The organism is Microbacterium sp. BDGP8, assembly GCF_029991045.1.
GTDB lineage: Bacteria > Actinomycetota > Actinomycetes > Actinomycetales > Microbacteriaceae > Microbacterium > Microbacterium plantarum.
In genome coordinates this window covers 1,568,353-1,587,118 of sequence record NZ_CP120712.1, presented here as the reverse complement: position 1 = coordinate 1,587,118, position 18,766 = coordinate 1,568,353, and the positions used below count along the sequence as shown (strand labels likewise).

The window sequence follows — 18,766 nt, the reverse complement described above, 5'->3', positions numbered from 1 at the left end:
AAGGATGCGGTGCCCCGGGCGCCCGCCGGGCGCCGCTCCCCTGAGGCAGAGATCTATCAGGGCACAAGCGTTCATTCTGCCATGCCGGGCCCTGCTGACCAAAACGTCAGCCGTCGCTGCGCCGGACCTCTTCGATGATCACGACCTTCTCGTCGGCACGTCGTTCGGACGTCGGTCGCATCGCTTCACGCAGGTACGCCGGATCCGTGGCGACGGAGAACAGCGAGACGGGCCGCGCTTCCCGGAAGAGCTGCCAGAGCGACACCCAGAAGACGGCGAGGAACGCCGCGACCGCGGCGAAGAGCAGCGGCCAGAAGGCGCCCTCGGGGTAGAACCCGATGACGATGATGAGCGCGTGCCACACCGTGAACACGAGGACGTCCCACCACGACAGCATCCGCGAGTGCCGAACGGTGCCGCGTGCCCGCACCAGCAGTGTCGTCACGAGCTGACCGATCAGCACCGCCGGGACCGCGATGAACAGGACCCAAAGGAACACCCAGCCGCTCGCACCCGAGATCGCCCAGCCCACGACGAGCCACAGCGGCAGCGCCAGGGCCGCGGGAAGGAGCCAATGGAAGAGCGCGCGTCGCAGCCACATGCTCCCGATGCTACGCCGGTCCGGCAGGATAGAAGCTGAAGAGAGGATCACGATGATCGAGCTGCGCACCCCTGCCGAGATCGAAGCGATGCGTCCCGCGGGACGCTTCGTGGCCGAGACGCTGGCGACCCTTCGAGACGAGACGAAGGTCGGCACGAACCTCCTCGCGATCGATCGGCGCGCGCACGAGCTCATCCGCCGCGCCGGCGCTGAATCCTGCTACATCGACTACCACCCGTCGTTCGGAGCCAGCCCGTTCGGCAAAGTGATCTGCACGTCGATCAACGACGCGGTCCTGCACGGGCTCCCCCACGACTACGCCTTGCGCGACGGCGATCTCGTCACGCTCGACTTCGCGGTCTCGGTCGACGGCTGGGTGGCCGACTCGGCCGTGTCGTTCGTCGTGGGAACGCCGCGAGACGAAGATCTCGCCCTCATCGACACCACCGAGCGCGCTCTCGATGCAGCAATCGGAGCCGCCGTGGTCGGCAACAAGATCGGCGACATCTCGCACGCCGTCGCGACGGTCGCCCGGGCCGACGGGCTGTCGATCAACACCGACTTCGGCGGCCACGGCGTCGGCCGGGAGATGCACGGCGACCCGCACGTCCCCAACGACGGCAAGCCCGGCCGCGGCTACCCGCTGCGCGCCGGCCTCGTGGTCGCGCTCGAGCCCTGGTTCCTGCAGAGCACCGACAAGCTGGTCACGGATGCCGACGGATGGACCCTCCGCAGCGCCGACGGGTCCCGCGGTGCGCACTCCGAGCACACCGTGGCCATCACTGCGGACGGTCCGGTCATCCTCACCGACCGGTCGTTCCTCGGCGTCGACTGACGTGTGCCCTGGGCCGGTCCGTCGTCGCGGCGGCCGGCTCAGGCCTCGAGGTCTCGGGGCAACAGGTCCGGACGGCGCTCGCGCGTCCGCTCGACCCGCTGAGCGTGCCGCCACTCCGCGACGCGGCCGTGGTGCCCGCTGAGCAGGACGGCCGGCACCTCGTGGCCACGCCAGGATGCGGGCTTGGTGTAGGAGGGGTACTCGAGCAGCCCGTCTTCGTGCGACTCCTCGACGAGGCTCTCGGGGTTGCCGACCACACCGGGAATGAGGCGGCCGATCGCTTCGATCATCGCCATCGAGGCGACCTCTCCCCCGTTGAGGACGTAGTCGCCGAGGCTCATGAGCCGGACGTCGCCGAGCGTCGCCGCGTATGCGAAGACGCGCTCGTCGATCCCCTCGTAGCGGCCACAGCCGAAGACGAGGTGCGACGCTTCGCTCAGCTCGCGAGCGGTGCCCTGCGAGAACCGCTCGCCGGCAGGCGAAGGAAAGATGAACGTCGGCCGGTCGCCCGCGTCCGCGACGATCGCATCCAGCGCGAGCCCCCACGGCTCGGGCTTCATCACCATGCCGGCGCCGCCGCCGTACGGGGTGTCGTCGACGGTGCGGTGCCGATCGGTGGTGTAGTCCCGCAGATCGTGGACGCGGACATCGAGGAGGCCGGCGCCTCGCGCCTTGCCGAGAAGCGAGACCTCGAGGACGTCGAAGAACGCGGGGAAGATCGTGACGACGTCGACGCGCACGTCAGTCCTCGGAGGAGGCGCTGTCGCCGTCTTCCACGGAACCAGCTTCCGCGGGGTCGTCGGACTCATCAGCGGGCAGGTCTTCGAACAGTCCCGCCGGCGGAGTCACGATGACACGACCCCCTGCGACATCCACCTCGGGCACGATCGCCTTGACGAACGGTACGAGGATCTCGGTGTCGTCGCCGTCGCGCTGGACGATGAGGAGGTCCTGCGCGGGGAGATGATCGACTCGTGCGATGCGTCCGACCCGCTCGCCGTCACGCACGACGTCGAGGCCGACGAGCTGGTGATCGAACCAGGCGTCGTCCTCGGCCGTGGCGTCGCCGTCCTGGTCGACCCAGAGGATGGCCTTGACGAGGCTCTCGGCGGCATCGCGGTCGTTGACGTCTTCGAGGAAGAGGACGGGGTGCGAGTTCATCCACCGGAACTCTCGGACGGTCACGGACTTGCCGTGCCAGGGAGACGCCTCGGGGACCTGCAACGTGAACGTCGCGCCCGGCACGAAGCGGCCGTCGGGATCATCGGTGTACAGCTCGAGCTTGAGTGCGCCCTTGAGGCCGTGCGCCTTGACGAGGCGCCCGACGCGCAGCTGAGTGCGAGCGGGGTCGGCGGCCATGTCAGTCGTCCGCGACGTCGACGCGAACGCGCGTGCCGTCGGCAAGCGCGGAGATCAGCGCGCGCAGCGCCTTGGCGGTGCGTCCGCCGCGCCCGATCACCCGTCCCCGGTCGTCGGGGTGCACGCGCACCTCGAGGACCTCGCCGCGGGGCGACGAGGAGGAACGGATGACGACGTCGTCGGGGTGATCGACGATCCCCTTGACGACGTGCTCGAGCGCGGCGGACAGCAACGGATTACTCCGCGTCGGTCGCGTCGGCGGCGGGAGCCTCGTCGGCGGGAGCCTCAGCGGCGGGCTCCTCGGCCTTCTTGGCGGCCTGCGGCTTGATGACCGACTTCTTCGACGCGTCAGCGACGAACTCGCCCTTGGCCTCGGCCGTGCGAACGGTCGAGACGGCGTTCTTGTCGCCCTTGAACTTGCCCCAGTCGCCCGTGAGCTTGAGCAGAGCGGTGACCTGCTCGGTCGGCTGAGCGCCGACGGACAGCCAGTACTGGGCGCGGTCGGAGTCGACCTTGATGATCGAGGGCTCCTCGGTCGGGTGGTACTGACCGATCTCCTCGATCACGCGGCCGTCGCGCTTGGTGCGCGAGTCGGCGACGACGATGCGGTAGTAGGGCGCGCGGATCTTGCCGAGGCGCTTGAGACGGATCTTGACAGCCACAATTCTCCTGAGTGGTGTGATGTGAAGTGAACGTCGCCTGGAGCGTGGGGTGCACACCCGGCGGGAGCTCTGAGGGTGGACCTTCCCGCCGGATAGAGGGTCGAGCGAGCGGTCCAACCGTCTATTTTGCCAGATGATGACGGTCGTCGCGAACCGCACCGCACCGCGTGTCAGACTGAGCGCATGACGGTCCCCTTCGCCACGTCTGCCCGTTCCTCCGTGGGGCTCGAGTGGGAGTTGATGCTCGCCGACCGCGACACCGGGGATCTGGCGCCCCGAGCGCCGGAGGTGCTCGCCGAAGTCGAGGAATCCTCCGCGCTCGAGCGCTACACGATCACGGGCGAGCTGCTGACGAACACCATCGAGGTGACCAGCGGTGTCGGCGACACCGTCGCCGCGGCGGTCGACGACATCGACGACGCGATCCAGCGGGTGCGCGAGTTCGCGGCACCGCGCGGTCTTGAGATGCTCTGCGCCGGCAGCCACCCCTTCGCCCGGTGGTACGAGCAGCAGATCACCGACAAGACCCGCTATCACAAGCTCATCGAACGCACCCAGTGGTGGGGCCGGAACATGATGATCTGGGGCATCCACATCCATGTGGGTGTCGAGGACGTGAACAAGGTGTTCCCGCTCATCAACGCGCTGTCGCTCTACCTCCCCCACCTGCAAGCCCTGTCGGCGTCGAGCCCGTTCTGGGCCGGCGACCGCACCGGGTACGCATCCAATCGCGCCCTCGTCTTCCAGCAGCTGCCCACCGCCGGCCTGCCCTGGAGTTTCACGCAGTGGAGCGACTTCGAGAACTACCTCGACGGCATGGTCCGCACGGGCGTCATGGAGGACGCGTCGGAGGTGCGTTGGGACATCCGCCCCGCGCCGAAGTGGGGAACGATCGAGATCCGCGCCTGCGACGGGATGTCGACGCTTCCCGAGCTCGCGGCCGTGGCATCCCTCGTCCAGGTGCTCACCGAGCACCTCTCGCGACAGCTCGACGAGGGGCGCGAGCTCCCGACGATCCCCCCGTGGTTCGTGCGGGAGAACAAGTGGCGCGCCGCCCGGTACGGGCTGGACGCGCGTCTGATCGTCGACGCCGATGGCACGCAGCGACACGTCGCCGATCACCTCCGCGACACGATGGCCGAGCTCGAGCCGATCGCCGAGGAGCTGCACTGCGCACGCGAGTTCCGCGGGCTGAACACGATCCTCGATCAAGGGGCGAGCTACCTCCGGCAGACACGCGTCGCGGATGCGGCCGACGGGGACCTGCGCGAGGTCGTCCAGCACCTGATCCGCGAGTTCCGCGACGGCCCCACGCTGCGCCAGCACCTGGCGCAGCCGGACGTCGGCCGCTGATTCAGGGCGGCTGACTCAGCCCTTGCCGAAGAGCTTCTGGATCTCGGCGAGGTCGGCCTCGCTCGGCTGAGCCTGACCGCCGGCTCCGAGACCGAAGCCCGAACCGGTCGGCGCCGTCGCGGTCGCGAGGCCGGCGTTCTCTGCGGCCCGCTTCGCCGGGTTGCCCGAACGCGAACCGCCCTTGTTCTTGGCCTGCTTGCCGCGCTTGCTCGAGGCGCCGGGCTTGCCGCCCATCGGCCCCATGCCGGGGATGTTGGGAACGCCACCGCGAGCGACCGTCTTCATCATCTTCGCCGCCTGCTCGAAGCGCTGCACGAGCTGGTTGACATCGGTCACCGTCATCCCCGAACCGCGGGCGATGCGCAGGCGGCGCGAGCCGTTGAGGACCTTCGGGTTGCGACGCTCGGCCGGCGTCATCGACCGGATGATCGCCTCGGTGCGGTCGATCTCGCGCTCGTCGAACTGCTCGAGCTGCTGCTTCATCTGCCCCATACCCGGCAGCATGCCGAGCATCTTCTTCATCGACCCCATCTTCTTCATCTGCTGAAGCTGGTCGAGGAAGTCCTCGAGCGTGAACTGCTCCTTCGCGAGCTTCTCGGCGACCGCGAGGGCCTCCTGCTCGTCGAACGCCTGCTGTGCCTGCTCGATCAGGGTGAGGATGTCGCCGAGGTCGAGGATGCGGCTGGCCATGCGGTCCGGGTGGAAGGGCTCGAGGTCGTCGAGGCCCTCACCCGTGGACGCGAAGATGATCGGCCGCTGGGTGACCGAGGCGACCGAGAGCGCAGCACCACCGCGTGCGTCGCCGTCGAGCTTGGAGAGGACGACACCGGTGAAGTCGACGCCTTCCTGGAACGCCTTCGCGGTGTTTACCGCGTCCTGACCGATCATCGCATCGATGACGAAGAGCACCTCGTCGGGATCGATGGCCTTGCGGATCGAGGCGGCCTGCTTCATGAGCTCCGCATCGACGCCGAGGCGTCCCGCGGTGTCGATGATGACGACATCGTGCTGCTGGCGGCGTGCGTGCTCGACACCGTCACGCGCGACTCGCACGGGGTCGCCGACTCCGTTGCCGGGCTCGGGCGCGTAGATGGCGGCGCCGGCACGCTCGGCCACGACCTGGAGCTGGTTCACGGCGTTCGGCCGCTGGAGGTCGCACGCGACCAGAAGGGGGGTGTGGCCGTCCTTCTCGAGCTGCTTCGCGAGCTTGCCGGCGAACGTGGTCTTACCCGAGCCCTGGAGGCCCGCGAGCATGATGACGGTGGGCGGGTTCTTCGCGAACTGCAGTCGCCGCTGCTCGCCGCCGAGGATGCCCACGAGCTCCTCGTTGACGATCTGAACCACCTGCTGCGCAGGGTTCAGCGCACGGTTCACCTCATCGCCGAGCGCGCGCTCACGCACCTTGGCGGTGAACTCCTTGACCACCGCGAGGGCGACGTCGGCGTCGAGAAGCGCGCGGCGGATCTCACGGACGGTCTGGTCGACGTCAGCCGCCGAGAGCTTTCCCTTGGTGCGGAGATTCCGGAAGGTCTCGGTAAGACGGTCGGAGAGCGTGCCGAAAGTTGCCATGATCCCTCGATTCTATGCGAGCAGCCGACCCGGTCAGTGCCCCCGGACGATCGCGATCGCTCGGACCATCTCGTGCGCCAGATCCGTCCGACCCGCTCCCCCGCGCGCCCAGGAGCGGACGGCTCCGAGCACAGCACCGCCCCAGGCGGCACCGAGGATGTCGGCTTCGAGCCGTTCCGTCCCCGACCCGTGCAGGGCCGCGGCGACGGCTCTAGCGATGCGAGCGGCCCGCAGTGCGGCATCTCGCGCGAGCTCGTCGGACAGCCCCATCGCGACATCGTTCACGATCGCGAGCGCCAACGCATCGGGGGCGAAGCCGCGGGCGAGCTCCGCCACCGCGGACGCGACGTCGTCGACGCCGCCGGCGCGCCGCAGACCGAGCTCGAGCACGCTGATCCGCTCGTCGAGTCCGGCCCACAGGACGGCCGACTTCGACGAGAAGTAGTTGAAGAAGCTCGAACGGCTGACACCGGCGCGTCGGGTGATGTCGGCGACCGTCGTCGCCTCATAACCGCGCTCGAGGAAGAGCTCGCAGGCGGCCTCCGCGAGGGTCTCGCGGGACGATACGCGAGGCCGGCCGGCGCGGCTGGAAGACGTCACCAGGACAGCCTAGGCGTGTCGTATTGTTGGACGCGGTCCAGTATTCGAGGAGGAACCGTGCTCGATGTCCGCGTCGTGGGGCTCGCCCCCGCCGTCGTCCCCTACGCAGAAGGCTGGGAGCTGCAGCGCCGCGTCCACGATGCCGTCGTGGCCGGTGGTCCCGACACGCTGCTCCTGCTCGAGCACGAGCCGGTGTTCACCGCGGGCGCACGTACCGAGCCCGGCGAGCGACCGACAGACGGCACCGCCGTCGTCGACGTCGACCGCGGTGGCAAGATCACCTGGCACGGACCGGGCCAGCTGGTGGGGTATCCGATTCTGCGTCTGCCGGAGCCGGTGGACGTGGTCTCGCACGTGCGGCGGCTCGAGCGGATGCTCATCGACGTCGTCGCCGACCTGGGCGTCGCGGCCCGTCAAGTGACGGGCCGAAGCGGCGTCTGGGTGAGTCAGGACGGCCGAGACGCGAAGATCGCGGCCATCGGTGTGCGGGTTCAGCGCGGCGTGACGATGCACGGCTTCGCCCTCAATTGCGACAACGACCTCGCACCGTTCCAGCAGATCATCCCGTGCGGCATCGCCGATGCCGGCGTCGCTTCCCTCTCGACAGTGCTGGGCAGAAGCGTCTCCCCCGCGGATGTGGTGGACACCGTCGCGTGTCGGTTCCGCGCCGAGTTCGAGACGGCGGCCGCAGCATGAGCGGCGGCTGCGCCGTGCCCGCCGCTCCCGCCGCGGGTGGTCCGGACGGGCGCAAGCTCCTGCGACTGGAAGTGCGCAACGCGCAGACGCCGATCGAACGCAAGCCGGAGTGGATCAAGACGAAGGCGCGGATGGGCGAGGAGTATCGCGCTCTGCATGACCTGGTCAAAGAAGAGGGACTCCACACGGTCTGCCAGGAAGCGGGATGCCCGAACATCTACGAATGCTGGGAGGACCGGGAGGCGACCTTCCTCATCGGCGGCTCGCAGTGCACACGTCGGTGCGACTTCTGCCAGATCGACACGGGCAAGCCGGCCGAATACGACACCGACGAGCCGCGCCGCGTCGCCGAGAGCGTCAGCCGGATGCAGCTGCGCTACGCGACGGTCACCGGGGTGGCGCGCGACGACCTCGCCGATGGCGGAGCCTGGCTCCACGCGGAGACGGTGCGACGGATCCACGCGGAGAACCCGGGCACGGGCGTGGAGATCCTCGCGACGGACTTCAACGGCGACGCGGCGCAGCTCGACGAGGTGTTCGCGTCACGACCCGAGGTCTTCGCACACAACGTCGAGACGGTCCCCCGCATCTTCAAGCGGATCCGGCCAGCCTTCCGTTACGAGCGCTCCCTGGGCGTGATCACGCGCGCCCGTGACGCCGGACTCATCACCAAGTCGAACCTCATCCTCGGGATGGGCGAGACGCCCGAGGAGGTCGTCCAGGCCCTCCAGGACCTCCACGACGCGGGCACCGACATCATCACGATCACGCAGTACCTCCGTCCCACGCCTCGTCACCTGCCGGTCGACCGCTGGGTCAAGCCGGAGGAGTTCGTCGGCTTCCGTGAGGAAGCGGAACGCATCGGCTTCCTCGGCGTGCTCGCCGGACCGCTCGTGCGGTCGTCCTATCGGGCCGGGCGCCTGTGGGCGCAGTCCATGACTGCCAAGGGCCGGGAGATCCCGCCCCATCTCGCGCACCTCGCCGACTCGGCCCAGTCCGGATTCGCGCAGGCCGTCTGACGGCGTGCCGGCCCGGCCGCGAGGTCTCAGGACGCGGTCGGGTCCGGCGGCCAGACATACGGCAGGTCGTCGGGAACGTCACCGAAGCGCGGCCGGTAGAACGCGGCATCCTTGCGCACGAGGTTCGAGCGGTGAGACAGGTGGAACGCCTCATCGCCCAGCCACGGCGGCATCTCGAGTTCGCTCTCGGGCATCCCGTCGACATCGGGCGCGAACTGCAACAGCTGCGGCCGGACCGTGTCCGGGCGACCGGCGGCGATCCACGCGTCCGTCATCGCGAGGCCGTACGCCGTGAGAGCGGGCAGATAGCCGCGCCACATCTTGGCGGCCGGATGGTTCCGCCATCCGTATCCCGGGACCGTGTTGGCCCGGAGCAGCTGCAGCGTCTCCACGCGCTGCTTGCCGAGCCGCGCCGTGTCGAGGGCCGCCGCCGACTGGGCGAACGAGGGATACGGCAGAAAGGTCTGCACGTCAGTCGGCGCTGGTGACCGACTGGATGCTGCCGTCGCTCGTGAGATTCACCAGGAGCACCTCTTCGGTGGAATCGGGGTCGAGCGCGTACTCGAGCACCGCGAATGGGTCCGATCCCCCGTGCTCATCGGCCAGGATCGTCATGCTGATCAGCTGCAGCGACCGGATGACGTCCATGTGGACGTCGCCCGAGATGTCCACGAGGTACGACTCGATGTCCTCTCCGAGCTCCTCCTGCTGCTGGAGGATGAACTCCGTCACCTCGCTGGTGCGGTCGTTCAGCTCGGAGACCATCGCGTTGCGAGCGGAGAGATCGATCGATTCGATCGCCGAGATCATGGCGGCGGCGACATCCAGCGCGGCAGCCGAGACGTCGTCCTGATCCGGAGCCGTCAGATCGACGGTGACCGTCTGATCGCCGATCTCGACGTGATCCGACCAGAAGATCGATCCGTCCGGCCCCGACTCGAGGAGTCCGAAGTAGTCGTGCTCGATCGCCATGTGTTTATGAAACCAGCCGTGAGGGTGCGGGGGAAGTGGTGATGCGGCGCGGCGCGCGACTCAGTCGACGAGCGCCGACGCGAAGACGTGCGGGGTGAAGCCCGTGAGGTCGTTGATTCCCTCGCCCTGGCCGAGAAGTTTCACGGGGATGCCGGTGCGCTCCTGCACGGCGAGGACGAATCCGCCACGTGCGGAGCCGTCGAGCTTCGTCAGGACCAGGCCGGTCACTCCCGCGTGCTCGAGGAACGCCTCGGCCTGCATCACGCCGTTCTGCCCGGTCGTCGCGTCGAGAACGAGCAGCACCTCGCTGATCGGCGCCTGCTTCTCTATGACGCGCCGGATCTTGGTGAGCTCGTCCATCAGCCCGCCCTTGGTGTGCAGGCGGCCGGCTGTGTCGACGAGCACGATCTCCGTGCCTGTCCGCTTGGCGTAGTCGATCGTCTGGAACGCAACCGAGGCCGGGTCCTGGCCTTCCTGCTGCGGACGGACGATCTGCGCGCCTCCGCGCTCGGCCCACGTCGCGAGCTGGTCGACCGCGGCCGCACGGAAGGTGTCGGCGGCTCCGACGACGACCGACCGACCGTAACGCTGGAGGAACTTCGCGAACTTGCCGATCGTCGTGGTCTTCCCCACGCCGTTCACCCCGACGACCAGGACGACGGCGGGACGCTCCGTCAGACGCAGGGTCGAGTCGAACGCGGCGAACCGCTCCTCCAGGGTCTCCTTGAGCATGCGCTGGAGGTCGCGGGGGTCGGTCGTGCGGTACCGCTCCACCTTGTCGCGCAGGTCATCGACGAGACGCTCCGTGATGTCGGGCCCGAAGTCGGCGGTCAGCAGCGCCGTCTCGAGATCGTCCCACGTGTTCTCGTCGATGGTCGGCTTGACGAAGAGCCCGCGCAGCGCGCGCGAGAGCGACCAGGGATTGTCGGCCATACCCTCAGCCTACGGCGCCCGCGCGCTCCCGAACGCGCTGACCGACGACCGCCGACACTCCGTCCTGGCGCATCGAGACGCCGTAGAGCGCGTCCGCGATCTCCATCGTGCGCTTCTGGTGCGTGATGACGATGAGCTGGCTCGATTCGCGGAGCTGTTCGAACACGCCGAGCAGGCGTCCGAGATTCGCGTCGTCGAGCGCTGCCTCCACCTCGTCGAGGATGTAGAACGGGCTCGGCCGCGCCTTGAAGATGGCCGTCAGAAGAGCGACAGCGGCGAGGGAACGCTCGCCGCCCGAGAGGAGCGACAACCTCTCGATCTTCTTGCCCACAGGTCGCACCGCGACCTCGATGCCGGTCGTGAGCGGGTTGTCGGGATCGGTCAGCGAGATGCTGCCGGTGCCCCCGGGGAACAGGATCGGGAATACCTCGCCGAATGCGACCTTCGTGTCCTCGAAGGCGGACAGGAAGATCGTCTGCATCCGCTCGTCCAGCTCGCTGATGATCGTCAGCAGGTCCGAGCGGGTCTGCGTCAAATCCGCGAGCTGTTCCGTGAGGAACGCGTGCCGCTGCTCGAGCGCGGCGTACTCTTCCAGCGCCAGAGGGTTCACGCGCCCGAGCTGCGCGAGCTTCCGCTCCGCCTCCGCGAGGCGACGGCGCTGAGCGGCGCGATCGAAGGGCACCGGCTCGCCGGAATCGTCGAGGGCGGGGTGGTCCGGCCCATATTCCGAAACGAGAATGTCCTCGTCGAAGCCCAGTTCCGACCCGACGCGTTCGAGCAGACTCGTCACGTGCAGCTTCTTCTCGTGCATCTGCATCTCGAGTCCGTGCACCGACTCGGTGAGGGCCGAGAGCCGGCTGCGCGCCGACTGATCCTGGCGGCGCAGCTCGGCGAGCTCGCTCGTGATCTCGCTCCGCGCCTGCTCAGCCCTCCCCATTTCCACGCGGGCGGCGGCGACGGACCTGTCGATCGATTCGAGCAGCGGCGGCAGTTGTGCGGCGACGGCATCCGCGATCGCACGCTGCTGCCGCCGGATGACGGCGCGTCGGGCGGCCTCGGCGGCGGCGGCGCGCTCTCGCTCGCGCTGGCGTTCGAGCTGAACCACGCGGGCCTCGCCGGCTCGCACACGCTCTCGCAGGGTCTCGACGTCGAGGCGTGCGCGCATCTCGCGTTCACGAGCCTGTTCGAGGGCTTCGAGGAGACCGTCACGCGCCGATGCGTCGAGGATCGGGCGCGGCGCCGCAGCCGCCGCCGCGAGCGCTTCCTCGGCATCGCGGGCCGCTGACTCGGCCTCGGTCGCGGCCGAGACGGCCGGCGCGATGCCTGCCTCGAGCCGGTCGCATTCTGCGATGGCCGCTTCGTACCGCACTGTGGCTCGGTTGAGCTTTTCCGCGTCGGCCGCAAGCGCCGCATCGTGGGCACGCAGCGTCTCGAGCGCTGTCCTCGTCCGGGCGCGAGCCTCGGTCCAGGCTGCCTGTGCATCGGTCAGCGACTCCCGGAGCGCGTCGGCGACGACGGTCATCTCGCTCAGCCGGTCAGCCGCCGCGTCTCGCTCCGCGGCGAGTTCGAGACGTGACCGGCCCTCGCCGGATCCGGCTCGGACCGTGCGCCACGAGACCAGCTCGCCCTGCTTGGTCACGACGACGGCGCGTCCGCGTTCGCTCGCCGACCATGCATCGCGGATACGGACTGCTGTCTCGAGGTCATCAGCGACGAGCACGTGCTCGAGCTGGCCGACGACGCCGTCGGGCCCGCTGACGACGTCGATCGCACGCACAGCGCCCGGCACGGCGTTGACAGCCTCTCCCCGGTCGGCATGCGCGAGGACGATGTCGACGACACCGAGGTCGTCCTCGGCAGCGGTGGCTGCCGCCCGCAGCGCTGCGGGCACATCGGCGGCGAGCACGCCCTCGGCCAGCGCCCCCAGCGCCGCAGCGACAGGCGCTTCGTATCCCGGTTCCACCTTCAGGGCGTCGGCGACGAGTGACCGCAGCCCATCGTCGCCGCGCGACAGCAGATCGGCGGCCGCGTTGCGGACCTCGAGCGCCCGCCCGAGCGCAGCCGTCTGCGCCGTCAGCGACTCGACCTCGCGCTCGGCCGCGTGCAGCCGCTCACGGATGCCCGCGAGCGTCGTCTCCGCCTCCGTCGCCTCGCGCTGAGCGCGCTCGTACGCAGCCGTGTGCTCGGCGGAGCTCGCCTCGGGAGCCGCTTCGGACTGGACCTGCTCGAGGGCCGCCTCAGCCTCCGCGCGCCGCGTCCGTGCGGCGTCCAGCCCCCGCTGCTGCCGTTCGACCGTCGCGCGCAGAGCTTCCAAGCGCGACGCGGCGGCGTCTGCTCGGCCGCGGAGCTTGGTCAGCCGCATGTCGTGCTCGGAGACGAGAGCGCTCTGCGCGGCGATGTCGGAGTCGAGAGCATCCAACTCGGCACGCGCTCGAATCACATCCCGGGATGCCGCGGCGGCGGCATCCTGCGCGTCGCCGACGCCCGAGGCGATCTCGTCGACCTCCTGGCGGGCCTCGTCGATCGCCCCCTGTCCTACCGTGGCGACCTCGATCGAGAGCTGGCCGTCGTCCTCGAGAAGAGCGCGGCGCTGCGCCGCGAGCGTGTGCAGTCCGCGCACCCGCTCCTGGACCTGCTCGAGCGCGAACGCGGTGGCGCGTGCCCTGTCGACGGCCTCGGATCGCTGCTCGGCCTCGAGCTCGTCGATGCGTCGTTTGACGCCGTCGAGCCGGTCCTGCAGCACGAGGCGTTCGGCGTGCCGCTCGTGCTCGTCGCGTGCATGGTCGGCGAGCTGGGAGCGCAGCGCGACGAGGTCGTCGGCGTACAGCCTCGCCTTCGCGTCGCGGACGACGGCGGCGATCGTCGCGGCTTCACGTGCGATCTCGGCCTGCTTGCCGAGGGGCTTCAGCTGCCGCCGCAGTTCGCCCGCCAGGTCGCTCAACCGCGTGAGATTGGCCTCCATCGCCTCGAGCTTGCGAACCGTCTTCTCTTTGCGGCGGCGGTGCTTCAGAATGCCCGCCGCTTCCTCGATGAAACCGCGCCGGTCCTCCGCGCTCGCCTGCAGCACGGTGTCGAGCCGGCCCTGCCCGACGATCACGTGCATTTCGCGACCGAGACCGGAGTCGCTCAGGAGCTCCTGCACGTCGAGCAGTCGGCACGTCTCGCCGTTGATCGCGTACTCGCTCGATCCGTTGCGGAACAGCGTGCGGCTGATCGTCACCTCGGCGTACTCGATCGGAAGCACGCCGTCGTGGTTGTCGATCGTCAGCTGGACCTCGGCGCGACCGAGCGGACCGCGCGTCGCAGTGCCGGCGAAGATGACGTCTTCCATCTTCCCGCCGCGGAGGGTCTTGGCTCCCTGCTCGCCCATGACCCAGGCGAGCGCGTCGACGACGTTCGACTTGCCCGAGCCGTTGGGCCCGACGATGCAGGTGACGCCCGGCTCGAGCACGAAAGTGGTCGGTTGGGCGAACGACTTGAAGCCCTTGAGCGTGACGCTCTTCAGGTGCATGTCGGGCCCTCCCGGCGCTCGGTGGATGCCCACACGCTACCGGAGGATGACGAGCCGGACTTGACGCCGCACCGGGCGGACCGCTAGCGTCACTTCCCGCATCCCTGACGAAAGGAGGTTCCCCGATGTTGATTTCTGTCACCGCGTTTAACGCTGTTGCTGTTCGTTCCGAGCACCGCGACCGTTTCTCCTGCGTGATCGGTGGAGCCGCCGTCATGGGTGCTCCGCTGAACGTCTGAGTCCGCGAGTCCCTCGCCCCGTTCCGCCTCTCCGCCCGCGCGACACCTCGCGCCGGGCCGCAGCCGACGGCTGCACCTGCGACGCACATCGTCGCCATCGCACGTCCGCCCTCTTCGAACGAGGACACCATGAACACCGTCGTACAACGACGTCCCGAGGTCGCGCCTGCGCGGCCCGCCATTTCCGAGCAGACGGCTCTCGGCCGTCCGACCCTCGCCCAGCGCCTTGCGCTGCGCATCGCACTGCGCCTCATCGTGTGGAGCGCGAACCGCGGCGCCAGCTCTGCGCCCGAGGTCGCGTACCGCCGCGAACAGCTCGCCGCCCGCGAGGCGCGCGAGCGGCACTGGGAACGCGCGTACCTGCTCACTCCCTACCGTTGATCCGCGTGGGGTCTCGGTGACGAGACCCCACGCCGCCGAAAGAGAATCATGAACGACATCACTGCGCGGCTCGAGCTGCGCCCCCTCCGCATCCCCGAGAGGATCGATGCACCGGACGCCGCGGATTTCTGCGAGATGGTGCGCGTGCGCAATCTCGTGTATCGCGAGATCACCGGCGGCGATGACGATACCGCCCGCCCCGACGAGCTGCTCCCCCACTATCGCCCGAGCCCGGACGAGACGAGATTCAGCTGGCTCGCGGTATGGGACGGCAGAGTCGTCGGGCGCGTGGGGCTCGACATCCCCCACGAAGCCGGATCCGACAGCGCGTACTGGCTCATCGAACTCCTGCGCGAGGTGCGCGGACTCGGCATCGGTTCGCAGGCCCACGCGCTCGTCGAGCGGACCGCCCGCGACCATGGCCGCCACGTTCTGCAGACGTACGCCGAGCATCCCGATGAGCCGGGCGACAGGCTGGCCGCACCGACGGGGTACGGCGACATTCCGCGCGACCATGCCGCGCGCTTCCTGCTGCGTCACGGCTACACGCTCGAGCAGATCAATCGGAAGAGCGTGCTCGATCTGACCGACTCCGCCACCGTCGTCGATGATCACCTGGCGAAAGCCACGGTGGCGGCCGCCGGCTACCGCGTGGTGCGATGGACCGCGCCGACGCCGCCGGAGTTCGTCGAAGGGTACGCCTGGCTCAAGTCGCGCATGTCGACCGACGCCCCCGCCGCCGGCCTCGAGGTGGACGAGGAAGAGTGGGATGCCGCGCGCCTGGCCCGCCACGATGCGCGCTACGTCGAAGCGGACCAGACACTGCTCGTGACCGCGGCGCAGCACATCGAGACCGGCGAGCTCGCGGCCTTCAACGAACTCATGATCGGCTCCGACCGCACCGGCGCGACCCATCAGCACGACACGCTCGTGTCGGCGAGCCACCGGGGCCACCGGCTGGGAATGCTCGTGAAGTGCGCGGGCCTCGTCGCGTGGCGCGACATCGCCCCCGAATCACCCCGCGTCATCACCTACAACGCCGAAGAGAATCGCCCGATGCTCGACATCAACGAGGCCCTCGGGTTCCGCCCGCTGTCATACGAGGGCGCTTGGAAGAAGCGGCTCAGTGGCGACGACGCTGGCAGCGCGGGCAGTAGTGCGATGAGCGATTCGTGAACGCGACCCGGACGATGGCCGAGCCGCACCGCGAGCACTCCGCTCCGGTGCGGCCATAGGCCTCGAGCGAGTGCGCGAAGTAGCCGGCCTGGCCGTTGACGTTGACGTACTGGGCGTCGAAGCTCGTGCCGCCTTCGGCGAGAGCCTTCGTCATCACCGCGACGACGGCCTCGAGGAGGCGCTCACGCGCGGGCCGCGAGAGGAGGGATGCAACGGTCTCCGGATGGACGCGGGCAGCCCACAGCGCCTCATCGGCGTAGATGTTGCCGATGCCGCTGACCACGCCCTGGTCGAGGAGGACGCGCTTGATGCCGGACGACCGCCGGGCGAGTTCCCGATGGAACCGCGGAGCGTCGAACGCCGGGTCGAGGGGGTCGCGGGCGATGTGCCGCACCTGCCCCGGGATCAGTGCCGCATCCGTTCCGCGCCCGGCTGGTGCGCCGTCCACCGTGGGTTCGAGGTCGTCCACCGCGAGAGAGCCGAAGGTCCGCTGGTCGACGAACAGAACGGAGAGCTCGCCGTGCTCCGGGTGCACGATGTCCCAGCGGATGCGTTCGTGGCGTTCGGTCGGCGCACCGGGCTCGCGCAGCAGCATCTGCCCGCTCATTCCGAGGTGGGCGATGACCGCACGCTGGGTGCCCTCTACGGGAAACCAGAGGAACTTGCCGCGTCGCGCGGCGGCGGTGAGGGAGCGGCCGGTCAACTCCTGCTCGAACGACGCCGGCGTTCCGACGTGGCGCGTGAGCGCGCGAGCGTCGAGCACCGTGCACGCCTCGATCCGTGCGCCGACGACGGCCGGCTCGAGACCGGCGCGCACGACCTCGACTTCGGGCAGCTCAGGCACGGGCAGACAGCACGTGCCACACAGCGAGGGCGGCCGCCATCTCGGCCTGCTTCTTGCTGCTTCCCACGCCCTCGCGTGACACGTCCCCGACGGTGACGGTCGCGGTGAAGACCCGGTGGTGGTCGGGTCCCGAGGCCTCGATGCCGTAGACCGGCGGCGCAACGCCCAGGTGAGCGGCGAGCTCTTGCAGGGAGGTCTTCGGGTCCATCGCCGCGCCGTAACGCGCGGGGTCCGCCAGAAGTGGCGCGACGAGACGGAGGACGAGTTCCTGCGCCCGCTCGGGACCGGCCGAGAGAAAGGCCGCTCCGATCACGGCCTCCATGGCGTCGGCGAGGATCGAGTCTTTATCGCGCCCGCCGGTCTGCGTCTCGCCGCGGCCCAGCTTGATGTGGTCGCCGAGCCCGATCGTCCGAGCGACCTCGGCCAGGGCGATCGTCGACACGACGCTCGCGCGACGCTTGGCCAGCGCACCCTCGTCGAGATCGGGATGCGTGCGGAAAAGATGCACGGTCACGGCTTGGCCCAGGATCGAGTCGCCGAGGAACTCGAGACGCTCGTTGTGAGGCGTCCCGCCGTTCTCGTACGCGTACGAACGGTGGGTGAGGGCAAGCGACAGAAGCTCGGGGTCGATGTCGACCCCGAGCTTGTCGGTGAGCGCGGAGCGCTCGGTGGTGTTCTCAGTCACGCCGCGCGTCGTCAGACGTCAGCGACCTTGCGACCCTTGTACTCGAGGAACAGCTCGGTGCCCTGCGAGTCGGTGACGACCTTCGCCTGGTGGGGGCGGCTGTAGACGACCTTTCCGTTCTCGATGGTCTTGACGAGCGTGGGAGCCTCGGCCTTCCACTGCGCGCGACGCGAACGCGTGTTGGAGCGGGAGACCTTCCGCTTCGGGGGGTTACCTGCCATGGCTAGCTCTTCTCTGTGTCGGGCGCGACGCGGTGGTCTGCGTCGTCGTGGTCTGGGGTGTAGGCCGTCAGCGCGGCCCAGCGCGGGTCGATCTGCACCTGCTCCGCAGGTTCCGCTCCCGGCGTCAGCTTCTCACCCGTGACCGGGTCGAGCCCGGGGCAATCCGGCTGACACACCGGTTGGAACGGAAGCGCCAGGACGATCGAATCCCTGACCGGAGTTTCAAGATCCACGTGGTCGTCTTGAACCTCGAAGTCGGACGCTTCGTCCCCAGAATACCCGAAGAGCTCCTGAAACTCGATTCGGAGGGGGCGTGTCAGTTCCGTCAGGCACCGACCGCAGACGCCGTCATACACGGTGTCGGCCTCAGCGGTGGCCAGGATGCCCTCGTGCACCGACTCGAGGCGCACCTCGAGATCGATCGGCCGGCCCGCGGCGACCGAGACGAGACCCTCGCCCCACTTGTCGGGCGCGGGCACGCTGAACGCGAACTCCCGCATCTCCCCCGGCTGGCGCACGATGTCGCGCACGGGGATGACGAATGGTCCGGTGACGTGCTTTCTACCCACGATCGACCATGCTAGTCGCCGTGGCGTCGAGCGGACTCAGATGCCGCGGGATCCCGTGTCGAGGAACCGCGCGACGGGGCCCGGCACGAAGGGCGACACGTCGCCGCCGAGCGAGGCGACCTGCCGCACGAGCGAGCTCGACACCAGCGCGTGCGCGGGGTCGGGAAGCAGGAACACGGTCTCGATCTGAGCGAGGTGCCGGTTGACGATCGCCATCGGCGTCTCGTAGGCGACGTCGACCTGCGACCGGATCCCCTTGACGAGGATCCCGGCACCGACGTCGGTCGCGTAGTCGACGAGCAGTCCCATGCTCCACGCCGCAACGACGATCTCACCCTCGATCCCGGCCTCGTCGATCGACTGCTCGAGAAGCGCCTGACGCTGCGCGATGGGGAGCATCGCTTCTTTGCCGGGGTTGTGGACGACCAGGACGTGGAGCTGGTCGTACAAGGCAGCGGCCCGACGGATGACGTCGAGATGGCCGAGGGTCGGCGGATCGAAGGAGCCGGGCACGACCGCGATCCGGTTGCTCATGGTCTGA

22 protein-coding genes are annotated in these 18,766 nt (G+C 69.1%); 6 read left to right on the top strand and 16 right to left on the bottom strand.

The features are described 5' to 3' along the window. Nucleotides 1-106: 106 nt before the first annotated feature. Complete coding sequence (locus P6897_RS07685; protein ID WP_114589340.1) at nucleotides 107-601, bottom strand: MFS transporter permease; 495 nt, start codon at nucleotides 599-601, stop codon at nucleotides 107-109. A gap of 52 nt (nucleotides 602-653) precedes the next feature. Here P6897_RS07685 and map point away from each other — a divergent pair, with 52 nt between their 5' ends. Next, a complete protein-coding gene (map, locus tag P6897_RS07680) occupies nucleotides 654-1,436 on the top strand; it encodes a type I methionyl aminopeptidase (RefSeq protein ID WP_112614490.1) in 783 nt (260 codons plus the stop codon). A gap of 38 nt (nucleotides 1,437-1,474) precedes the next feature. Here the strand turns inward: map and trmD are convergent, their stop codons facing one another. The 4 genes from trmD to rpsP are packed head-to-tail and all read right to left on the bottom strand — an operon-like array spanning nucleotide 1,475 to nucleotide 3,457. Beyond that, on the bottom strand, nucleotides 1,475-2,176 hold the full coding sequence (trmD, locus tag P6897_RS07675; protein ID WP_274177808.1) for a tRNA (guanosine(37)-N1)-methyltransferase TrmD: 702 nt from the start codon (nucleotides 2,174-2,176) through the stop codon (nucleotides 1,475-1,477). Nucleotide 2,177: 1 nt separating this feature from the next. Next, nucleotides 2,178-2,795, bottom strand: a complete 618-nt coding sequence (gene rimM / locus P6897_RS07670) for a ribosome maturation factor RimM (RefSeq protein WP_274177807.1) — start codon at nucleotides 2,793-2,795, stop codon at nucleotides 2,178-2,180. A 1-nt stretch (nucleotide 2,796) separates the two neighbouring features. Further along, on the bottom strand, nucleotides 2,797-3,027 hold the full coding sequence (locus P6897_RS07665; protein ID WP_023950977.1) for an RNA-binding protein: 231 nt from the start codon (nucleotides 3,025-3,027) through the stop codon (nucleotides 2,797-2,799). A 4-nt stretch (nucleotides 3,028-3,031) separates the two neighbouring features. Beyond that, entirely contained in the window at nucleotides 3,032-3,457 is a 426-nt protein-coding gene (gene rpsP, locus P6897_RS07660; RefSeq protein WP_023950978.1) for a 30S ribosomal protein S16, read from the bottom strand. 183 nt (nucleotides 3,458-3,640) lie between these two features. Between rpsP and P6897_RS07655 the strand changes: the two genes are divergently transcribed. Continuing rightward, nucleotides 3,641-4,810: a glutamate--cysteine ligase gene (locus P6897_RS07655; RefSeq protein ID WP_112614484.1), complete on the top strand. Its 1,170-nt coding sequence runs from the start codon at nucleotides 3,641-3,643 to the stop codon at nucleotides 4,808-4,810. A 15-nt stretch (nucleotides 4,811-4,825) separates the two neighbouring features. Here P6897_RS07655 and ffh read toward each other — a convergent pair whose 3' ends face one another. Together ffh and P6897_RS07645 are read right to left on the bottom strand one after the other, a co-directional pair. Continuing rightward, nucleotides 4,826-6,379, bottom strand: coding sequence for a signal recognition particle protein (gene ffh, locus P6897_RS07650; protein WP_282502518.1), 1,554 nt, complete (start codon nucleotides 6,377-6,379; stop codon nucleotides 4,826-4,828). A gap of 33 nt (nucleotides 6,380-6,412) precedes the next feature. Beyond that, entirely contained in the window at nucleotides 6,413-6,979 is a 567-nt protein-coding gene (locus tag P6897_RS07645) for a TetR/AcrR family transcriptional regulator (RefSeq protein ID WP_282502517.1), read from the bottom strand. A gap of 57 nt (nucleotides 6,980-7,036) precedes the next feature. Between P6897_RS07645 and lipB the strand changes: the two genes are divergently transcribed. Both lipB and lipA read left to right on the top strand, forming a co-directional pair. Next, entirely contained in the window at nucleotides 7,037-7,675 is a 639-nt protein-coding gene (gene lipB / locus P6897_RS07640; RefSeq protein WP_274177804.1) for a lipoyl(octanoyl) transferase LipB, read from the top strand. Between the two features lie 14 nt (nucleotides 7,676-7,689). Further along, complete coding sequence (gene lipA, locus P6897_RS07635) at nucleotides 7,690-8,694, top strand: lipoyl synthase (RefSeq protein ID WP_274177803.1); 1,005 nt, start codon at nucleotides 7,690-7,692, stop codon at nucleotides 8,692-8,694. A 26-nt stretch (nucleotides 8,695-8,720) separates the two neighbouring features. Here lipA and P6897_RS07630 read toward each other — a convergent pair whose 3' ends face one another. Genes P6897_RS07630 through smc form a run of 4 tightly spaced genes read right to left on the bottom strand, consistent with a single transcriptional unit; the run spans nucleotide 8,721 to nucleotide 14,110 of the window. Beyond that, a complete protein-coding gene (locus P6897_RS07630) occupies nucleotides 8,721-9,164 on the bottom strand; it encodes an MSMEG_6728 family protein (RefSeq protein WP_112614476.1) in 444 nt (147 codons plus the stop codon). A gap of 1 nt (nucleotide 9,165) precedes the next feature. Beyond that, complete coding sequence (locus tag P6897_RS07625) at nucleotides 9,166-9,666, bottom strand: DUF2004 domain-containing protein (protein ID WP_023950989.1); 501 nt, start codon at nucleotides 9,664-9,666, stop codon at nucleotides 9,166-9,168. A gap of 60 nt (nucleotides 9,667-9,726) precedes the next feature. Beyond that, nucleotides 9,727-10,599: a signal recognition particle-docking protein FtsY gene (ftsY, locus tag P6897_RS07620; protein WP_103840597.1), complete on the bottom strand. Its 873-nt coding sequence runs from the start codon at nucleotides 10,597-10,599 to the stop codon at nucleotides 9,727-9,729. A gap of 4 nt (nucleotides 10,600-10,603) precedes the next feature. Then, a complete protein-coding gene (gene smc / locus P6897_RS07615) occupies nucleotides 10,604-14,110 on the bottom strand; it encodes a chromosome segregation protein SMC (protein ID WP_282502516.1) in 3,507 nt (1,168 codons plus the stop codon). A 368-nt stretch (nucleotides 14,111-14,478) separates the two neighbouring features. Here smc and P6897_RS07610 point away from each other — a divergent pair, with 368 nt between their 5' ends. Further along, complete coding sequence (locus P6897_RS07610; RefSeq protein ID WP_112614470.1) at nucleotides 14,479-14,730, top strand: hypothetical protein; 252 nt, start codon at nucleotides 14,479-14,481, stop codon at nucleotides 14,728-14,730. Between the two features lie 48 nt (nucleotides 14,731-14,778). Then, the gene (locus P6897_RS07605; protein ID WP_274177801.1) at nucleotides 14,779-15,906 is read left to right on the top strand and encodes a GNAT family N-acetyltransferase; all 1,128 of its coding nucleotides are present in this window, start codon (nucleotides 14,779-14,781) and stop codon (nucleotides 15,904-15,906) included. Here P6897_RS07605 and mutM read toward each other — a convergent pair. From mutM to coaD, 5 genes are all read right to left on the bottom strand, one after another. Further along, entirely contained in the window at nucleotides 15,854-16,750 is an 897-nt protein-coding gene (gene mutM / locus P6897_RS07600) for a bifunctional DNA-formamidopyrimidine glycosylase/DNA-(apurinic or apyrimidinic site) lyase (RefSeq protein WP_274177800.1), read from the bottom strand. The genes P6897_RS07605 and mutM overlap by 53 nt on opposite strands. Continuing rightward, complete coding sequence (gene rnc / locus P6897_RS07595; protein ID WP_112614464.1) at nucleotides 16,743-17,435, bottom strand: ribonuclease III; 693 nt, start codon at nucleotides 17,433-17,435, stop codon at nucleotides 16,743-16,745. The genes mutM and rnc overlap by 8 nt, the downstream gene beginning before the upstream one ends. 11 nt (nucleotides 17,436-17,446) lie before the next feature. Continuing rightward, entirely contained in the window at nucleotides 17,447-17,656 is a 210-nt protein-coding gene (gene rpmF / locus P6897_RS07590; RefSeq protein ID WP_019179169.1) for a 50S ribosomal protein L32, read from the bottom strand. Nucleotides 17,657-17,658: 2 nt separating this feature from the next. Beyond that, complete coding sequence (locus tag P6897_RS07585) at nucleotides 17,659-18,156, bottom strand: YceD family protein (RefSeq protein WP_112615121.1); 498 nt, start codon at nucleotides 18,154-18,156, stop codon at nucleotides 17,659-17,661. 105 nt (nucleotides 18,157-18,261) lie between these two features. Then, a complete protein-coding gene (coaD, locus tag P6897_RS07580) occupies nucleotides 18,262-18,759 on the bottom strand; it encodes a pantetheine-phosphate adenylyltransferase (protein ID WP_112614462.1) in 498 nt (165 codons plus the stop codon). Nucleotides 18,760-18,766: the final 7 nt, after the last annotated feature.